6 protein-coding genes are annotated in these 6,966 nt (G+C 48.6%); 5 read left to right on the top strand and 1 reads right to left on the bottom strand.

Translation table 11 applies throughout. The features are described from left to right. Positions 1 to 1,197 (bottom strand): 2-C-methyl-D-erythritol 2,4-cyclodiphosphate synthase (gene ispF / locus Q0257_RS10565; RefSeq protein ID WP_298024680.1); only part of this gene is annotated, 1,197 nt, incomplete at its 3' end. A 218-nt stretch (positions 1,198 to 1,415) separates the two neighbouring features. Between ispF and thiC the strand changes: the two genes are divergently transcribed. The 5 genes from thiC to Q0257_RS10540 form a co-directional block, all read left to right on the top strand. Next, on the top strand, positions 1,416 to 2,723 hold the full coding sequence (thiC, locus tag Q0257_RS10560) for a phosphomethylpyrimidine synthase ThiC (protein WP_298024678.1): 1,308 nt from the start codon (positions 1,416 to 1,418) through the stop codon (positions 2,721 to 2,723). Next, positions 2,720 to 3,814 carry an Mrp/NBP35 family ATP-binding protein gene (locus Q0257_RS10555; RefSeq protein WP_298024676.1) on the top strand — a complete coding sequence of 365 codons (1,095 nt, stop codon included), beginning with the start codon at positions 2,720 to 2,722 and terminating at the stop codon, positions 3,812 to 3,814. Before thiC ends, Q0257_RS10555 begins: the two co-directional genes overlap by 4 nt. 879 nt (positions 3,815 to 4,693) lie before the next feature. After that, positions 4,694 to 5,719, top strand: coding sequence for a hypothetical protein (locus tag Q0257_RS10550; RefSeq protein ID WP_298024675.1), 1,026 nt, complete (start codon positions 4,694 to 4,696; stop codon positions 5,717 to 5,719). A gap of 27 nt (positions 5,720 to 5,746) precedes the next feature. Next, entirely contained in the window at positions 5,747 to 6,775 is a 1,029-nt protein-coding gene (locus Q0257_RS10545) for a hypothetical protein (protein WP_297880751.1), read from the top strand. Between the two features lie 14 nt (positions 6,776 to 6,789). After that, positions 6,790 to 6,966 (top strand): tetrahydrodipicolinate N-succinyltransferase N-terminal domain-containing protein (locus Q0257_RS10540; RefSeq protein ID WP_298024681.1); only part of this gene is annotated, 177 nt, incomplete at its 3' end.

The following is a 6,966-nucleotide window of genomic DNA, read 5'->3' as shown; positions in this document are numbered from 1 at the left end:
ATTGACGCGCGCGCAGTTTAAAATTTCGCTTAAAACCTCCTGCATCTGCGCTTTGTAAATGCCGATCTTCGGGCGCTGCGCGATGATTGTGATATCGGCATTTACGAGCTCATAGCCGTAGCCTCTGACGCGCCGCATTACCTTTCGTAACAGCTCCTTGCTGTCCGCGCCTTTAAGCTTGACGTCGCTATCGGGGAAGAGCTCGCCGATGTCGCCCAGCATCGCCGCGCCGCAGATAGCGTCGATTAGGGCATGGATCGCTACGTCGCCGTCGCTGTGCGCGATCAGCGCGAACTCGCACGGAATTTGCACGCCGCCAAGCACGATACCCCCGCCTTTTTCGATCGCATGCACGTCGTAACCCGTGCCGCAAAAGATATCGCGCGAGCAGGGTTTTAAATTTAGCGCCGCCAGATCGCTTGCGCGCGTGATCTTAAGTGCGCCCGCTTCGCCTTTTATAAATTTCAACCGTCCGCCCGCGCTGCCGATCGCCGCGCTGTCGTCGGTAAAAATTTCGTCTCCCTCAAGCGCCTTTTTAAGTAGCGCCGTGCGCGAAAGCTGCGGCGTTTGGATGAGGCGCAGCTCATCTCGCTCTACTATACGCTCGCCGAGATAGGTCGTGTCGTTTACGTCGAGGTAGGGGCTGATACAGTCTGCGCTGCCTAAATTTCGTATCAGCGAGGAGATCAGCCCTGGCGAAATTTGCGCACGCGCCACGTCGCTTACGAGCACGAGTTCGCTATCTACGAGCTGCAGCGCGTTTTTTAGCGAGCTTTGGCGATTTGCGCCGCCCGGGGCGAAGTGAAATTTTAAATTTGCAGAGCCGCATTCATCTGCGCCGCATCCGACTTGAGCTTTAAAATTTTCCGCGCCCCGCGGCTTGCTTGCGTCGTTTAGATCGTCTGCGCCGCATTCGACCTCGTCCTGCTCGCTTTGAAATTTATACTCGCTCGTGTCGCACTCTGCACTTCCTCTGCGCGCAGAGGCCAAGCTGCACGCATAAAGGCGCTCGCAATAGCTCACGTCCTCCTCGTTTACGGCGATTATGATTTTTTTAAATGGGTGCGCCCGCGCGATATTTTGCGCGACGTATTGCCAAAGCGGCAGCTCGCCCACGCGCAGCCACTGCTTTTTGACGCTCAGCTCAAACCTGCTCGAATCGCCCGCGGCGAGCAAAATCAGCGATATATCTTTCAAATTTTATCCTTGAAATTTTGTTACGAAATTATACGTATTAAAAATGAAAGCAAAATTAATCGCGGCTTGCGAGCTAAAATATCTTAAGCTTAGGCGTAAATTTACGCGGCGCGGCGGTAAAATTTCAGCTTACGTTACAAAAATAAACGGCAAAAGAAAAGTAAGGATTAATGAAATTTGTTATATTATACGCGCATTTTTAAGTAAGCGAGGCGAAAATGACCGAAAGCTGCGTAACGCAGATCTATTTTGCAAAAAGAGGTGAAGTGACGCCGCAGATGAGAGAGGTCGCGCAAAGCGAGCGCATGGACGTGCGGGCCTTGTGTGATCTTATCGCGCAAGGAAGAGCGATCATCCCCGCAAACGTTAATCACAAAAGCTTAAAGCCCATCGGCATCGGGCGCGCGCTGCGGTGCAAGATCAACGCCAATATCGGCTCCTCTGGCACGACGAGCGATATCGAGGGCGAGCTGGAAAAGCTTGAAGCGTGCTTAAAATACGGCGCCGATACGGTGATGGATCTAAGCACGGGCGGCGATTTGGACGAGATCCGCGCCGCGATAATCGAGCGCTCGCCCGTACCCATAGGCACGGTGCCGATCTATCAGATGATCCATGAGCTGGGCGATATTAAAAATTTAAAAACGAGCGCTATTCTTAGCACGATCGAGAAGCAGGCGCGGCAGGGAGTGGATTATTTCACGATCCACGCGGGCTTTAAGCTCGAGTTTATGCCGCTGCTGTCCCGTCGCAAGATGGGTATCGTAAGCAGAGGCGGCTCGCTGATAGCGTCGTGGATGATGAAATTTCATAAGCAAAACCCTTTCTACGAGGCGTTTGATGAAATTTGCGATATCTGCGCCGCTTACGACGTATCGCTATCTCTAGGCGACGGCTTGCGCCCCGGTTGCTTATACGACGCGACCGATAGGGCGCAGCTTAGCGAGCTTGAAATTTTAGGCGAGCTAGCCCTGCGCGCGAATGAAAAAAACGTACAGGTGATGATCGAGGGTCCAGGGCACATTCCGTTTAACGAGATCAAGCTAAATATGCAGCTAGAGCGCAAGCTCTGCCGCGACGCGCCGTTTTACGTGCTGGGGCCGCTTCCGACCGATATCGGCGCGGGCTACGATCACATCAGCTCGGCTATCGGCGGGACGATGGCTGCGTATTGCGGCGCAAGCATGCTCTGCTACGTAACGCCCAAGGAGCATCTAGGCCTTCCCAATGCAAGCGACGTCAGAGAGGGCATCATCGCGCATAAAATCGCCGCTCATGCCGCAGACGTCGCGCTAGGCAAAGCGGGCGCGATAGAGCGCGATCACGCGATGAGCGATGCGAGGTATAATTTTGATTGGAACAGGCAGTTTGAGCTTAGCTTCGATCCTGCGCATGCGCGCGAACTGCACGACGAGAGCCTGGGCGATGAAATTTACAAGGGCGCGGAGTTTTGCTCGATGTGCGGGCCGAAATTTTGCGCATATAAAATCAGTAGAAATTTAACCGAAAATAAGGAGAAAGAATGAGTAAAGACGAAGTCTTAAATTTGCTTAAAAGCGTGATCTATCCGGGCTTTTCTAAAAGCATCGTGGATTTTGGATTTGTAAAAGAGGTCGAGATCGGCGATAGAATTTTCGTAGGGATCGAAATTCCGAGTGCCAAGCCTGAGATTGCAGCGGAGCTCAGATCGGCGACGCAAAAGGCGCTCGGCGCGGACGTGGAAATTTTAATCAAACAGCCCAAGATCGCCGAGGAAAAGAGCAACTCTCGCAGCGGAAAAAATATCGCGCCGCAGATCAAGCATTTCGTGATGATCAGCAGCGGCAAAGGCGGCGTAGGCAAGAGCACGACGACGCTAAATTTAGCCATCAGCACGGCAAAGCTCGGAAAGAGGGTGGGGATTTTGGATGCCGATATTTACGGGCCGAATTTGCCGCGAATGATGGGCGAAGATAAAACGCAAGCAAGCGTCGTTGGGCAGAAGCTAAAGCCGATCTTAAGCCACGGCGTGGAGATGATGAGCATGGGCGTGCTGATGGAGGAGGGCGCGAGCCTTATCTGGCGCGGCTCTATGATAATGAAAGCGATTGAGCAGCTGCTAAAAGACGTGGCGTGGAGCGATCTGGACGTGCTGTTTTTGGATATGCCTCCTGGTACGGGCGACGCGCAGCTTACGCTCGCTCAGAGCGTGCCGGTGACGGCGGGCGTGTGCGTCACGACGCCGCAGACGGTCGCGCTAGACGACAGCGCGCGCGGGCTTGATATGTTTGAAAAGCTCCACATCCCGATCGCAGGCCTTATCGAGAATATGAGCGGCTTCATCTGCCCAGATAACGGCAAGGAGTACGATATCTTCGGTCGCGGCGGCGCGCAAAAGCTGGCGCAGCGATACAACACCGAAGTAATCGGCGAGATCCCGATCGAGATCGCTATCCGCGAGGGCGGCGACAGCGGCAAGCCGGTAAGCTTCTACGCGCCAGATTCTTTAAGCGCAAAGCGCTACGAAGATGCCGCGCGCAAGCTGTGGGAAAAGATCGAGAAGATCGATCGCGAGGAGCTGGCGGACAACTCCGCGATCCAGCCGGTGATGGACGGAAAGAGCGCCTGCTCGAATTAGGACTTTGGCGGGCGCGGCGTCAAATTTTGCGTGGAATTTCTCTTGAATTTTGCAGATTAGAATTTGGCGCGGAATTTTATAGTTTGAAATTTCTCGTCGAATTTCGCTGCAAATTTTATAATGCTCGCAAAATTTCGGTATGCAATCCGTCATAGAATTTTGCCCGTAAATTTAGCGGGTAAAATTTTAAGCGGGTTTCGCGGCTTGGAATTTCATGCTGAATTTTGAAGCTCGAAATTCTGCGTTAAAATTTCGCTGCCATTTTGCCGCGAAATTTTATGGCGCCAGTAAAATTTTTGTGTATAGAATTTCGTGCAGAGGTTGTAGCATTAAATTTTAAAGCTTGAAATTTCGAGCTAAAATTTTACCAAGCTCCGTTGCGTGAGATTTTAAATAAAATTCTAAGCGTGAAATTTTACGGCGAAAATTAAATTCCAAACGCTCAATTCAGCGAGGTAAAATTTGCCGTAGAATTCTGCCTTGGAGTTTTAAATGTAAAATTTTAAGTATAAAGCTTTGCCGCGGAATTTTAAAATGCAAAATTTTATCGCTAAAACTTTGTTTTAAAATTTTAAGATGGGGCTTTAGCGATGAATTTTAGGCTTGAAATTTATCGCGCCTAGCTTTTTAGCGGTAGCCACAGCATTGTGCTAGTTTAAATTTTATTTCGCCGGGCCTTATGGCGGTGGAGTTTATCTGCGAAAGCCTCTGTAGAGTTTATTTGGGATGAAATTTTATCTGTAGTGATTGCGGAAGTAAATTTCTCGCGCAGCTGACATTTAAGCAGTTGGAATTTAATTCGTATAGGCTGTGGAGCCAAAGCGGCAAAATCCCTAAGCCTAGGGATTTTACTTTTATACGAAATAAGAAAGGTCGGTAATGAGGTTTTTGATTATTTTGGTGCTTGCATTTGCGGCGTTCGCGCAAGAGAGCAATATGCAAAAATGGGCGAAAGAGATTACCGCGGACGCGCAGATCCCGCAGGATAAGTTTTTGGCGTTTTATCTGAATAAAGATGAGCCTAAGAAAGTGGTTTTCTCTGAAAACGTCGATCGCATCAGCGTCAATTATGAAGGAAATTCCTTCCATGAAATTCCATCTCCAAATCTTATGGCGTATTGGGTCGGCGAGTTTAATTTCGATGCAGATGTCGAAAAGATGGTGCTAGGAGATTACGGCTGGTCTACGCTGGTAATCGCCGTAGATGGCACGGACGTGCTGGGCGGGACGTCGAGCAATCAAAAGCGCCCGCTTACGTATAAATTTAGCAAGGGCAAGCACAAGATCGAAGCGTGGTTTTTAAATGACGCGCATTCCAGCGAGCTTTTCGTGGATTTTAAAGATGTAGAGCCCTTTTATCGTCAAAAGGACGCCGTAGCCAAGATCCCTGCGGATAAGGACTACGATCTGTGGCTCGGCGCAATCTACGAAAGCGCGCAGATGAATAATCGCGTCAAGCTAAATTTAGCCAAATCCGATAAGCCCATCGTGCTACTGCTTAGCTCATATCGCGCCGTGGAGTGGGAGATCTCAAATCCGCAAAAGAATGAAATTCTAGCCGTGTTAATTTACAACCCCATAAGTAGTGTCCGTGGCGTAAGCGGTGCGCTTTACGTCGAGGATTACAGATACACAGAGGCTGCGGATGGGCTTAAATGCGAGTGCATCTCCGGCAATGTCTTTCACTGCGACGGCAGCGAGATTTATGATATGAACGGGCGCGTAAACGGGATATTTGGCAGAGGCCTGGGGGCATTTGCCGGTAAGCACGCCGTAAATTCCTTAGATCTACCGGGGCTTGTTATTACACCAAAAATTTTAGACGACAGTAAAGCTCGCCTACTCTCGGTAGAAGCGGACCGCAAGAAATGCGAAAGCACGCCGATGGATGATGTGTTTAGATAGGATGGAATTTAAAATTTGGAGGAAAAAATGAAAATTTTAAGAGTATTTTTACTGGCTTTTTGCGTATTTCTTGCTTGTGCAAACGCTAACGACACACAAAAATGGGCGAGTGAGATCACGGCGGGCAAGCAGATTCCAGCGGATAAGTTTTTGGCTTTTTACTTAAATAAAGACGATCCGAAAACCGTCGTTTTCTCGGAAACGGTCGAAAATATAAATTTAAATTTCGCTTACGACAAGTTCCACAAAATACCTTCCGAAAAATTTATCGCCTATTGGGTCGGGAATTTCGACTTCAAGCAGGATGTGCAACAGATGATTTTGGCGGATTTTAGTTGGGCGAATTTACGTATTGCGATAGACGGCGAGCAGATATACGACTCCGAAAATGCTAGAAACAAAGCCGTCGTACATAAATTTAGTAAAGGGCGCCACAAGATCGAGGTTTGGTTCGCCAACAATTGGCATACCACTAGCCTTTTGGTGGATTTTAAGGATGAGCCAAATTTTTATAAACAAAGCGAGGTAGCTGCTAAGCTAAAAGGTCAAAATTTCGATATATGGCTAGCTGCCATTTACGAAAGTGATGTGAATGATAATAAAGTAGTCGTCGCGCTAGAAAAATCGAAAAAGCCGCTTGTAGTGATGCTAAGTTCATATCGTGCCGTACGCTGGGAGGTGTCAAATCCGCATAATAATAAAATTCTAGCCGTACTCGTTTTTAATCCGATAAGCAGTATAAATTTGAAAGAAAACGTTTATTTGGTGAATCGTGTATACGATGATAATACCAAAATAAGATGCGATTGTGTTGGCGGCGGATCGGACTTTCACTGCGATGGCGGAGATATAAGTAGCAAAAACGAGCTCATTAAAAAAGATTTTGGACAAAATTTAAGCGGTTTTAGCGGCTCTCACGACGCGATTATGATAAATTTGCCGAGTACTTTGGTGGATGAAAGCGTGTTTGCCAAGGACGCCGAGCTCAAAAAACAAATCGAAATCGATCGTGAAAAGTGCCTAAAAGGCGGTAAAATAAACGATATTTTTAATTAATTTTAGGAGTAAGAATGTCTAAAGAATTTAAAACGATAGAGGAGTTGGATGAGCTTATACAGGGCGTGCGAGCAGCCAAAGGCTATCGCGATCCGATGATGTGGGCGGTCGGGCGCGTATTCAAGGGACGCGCAGAGGGGCACAAAAGCTTAAGCGTAAATTACGCGCACGTAAATTTTAAAGATGGGCTA

Source organism: uncultured Campylobacter sp. (assembly GCF_938018035.1).
Taxonomy (GTDB): Bacteria; Campylobacterota; Campylobacteria; order Campylobacterales; family Campylobacteraceae; genus Campylobacter_B.
This window is presented reverse-complemented; position numbering and strand designations above follow the sequence as displayed.

What these genes read in the sequence shown, in the direction of transcription:
- thiC (WP_298024678.1), top strand. Translation starts at nt 1,416, where the DNA reads ATGACCGAAAGCTGCGTAACGCAGATCTATTTTGCAAAAAGAGGTGAA.
- Q0257_RS10555 (WP_298024676.1), top strand. Translation starts at nt 2,720, where the DNA reads ATGAGTAAAGACGAAGTCTTAAATTTGCTTAAAAGCGTGATCTATCCG.
- Q0257_RS10550 (WP_298024675.1), top strand. Translation starts at nt 4,694, where the DNA reads ATGAGGTTTTTGATTATTTTGGTGCTTGCATTTGCGGCGTTCGCGCAA.
- Q0257_RS10545 (WP_297880751.1), top strand. Translation starts at nt 5,747, where the DNA reads ATGAAAATTTTAAGAGTATTTTTACTGGCTTTTTGCGTATTTCTTGCT.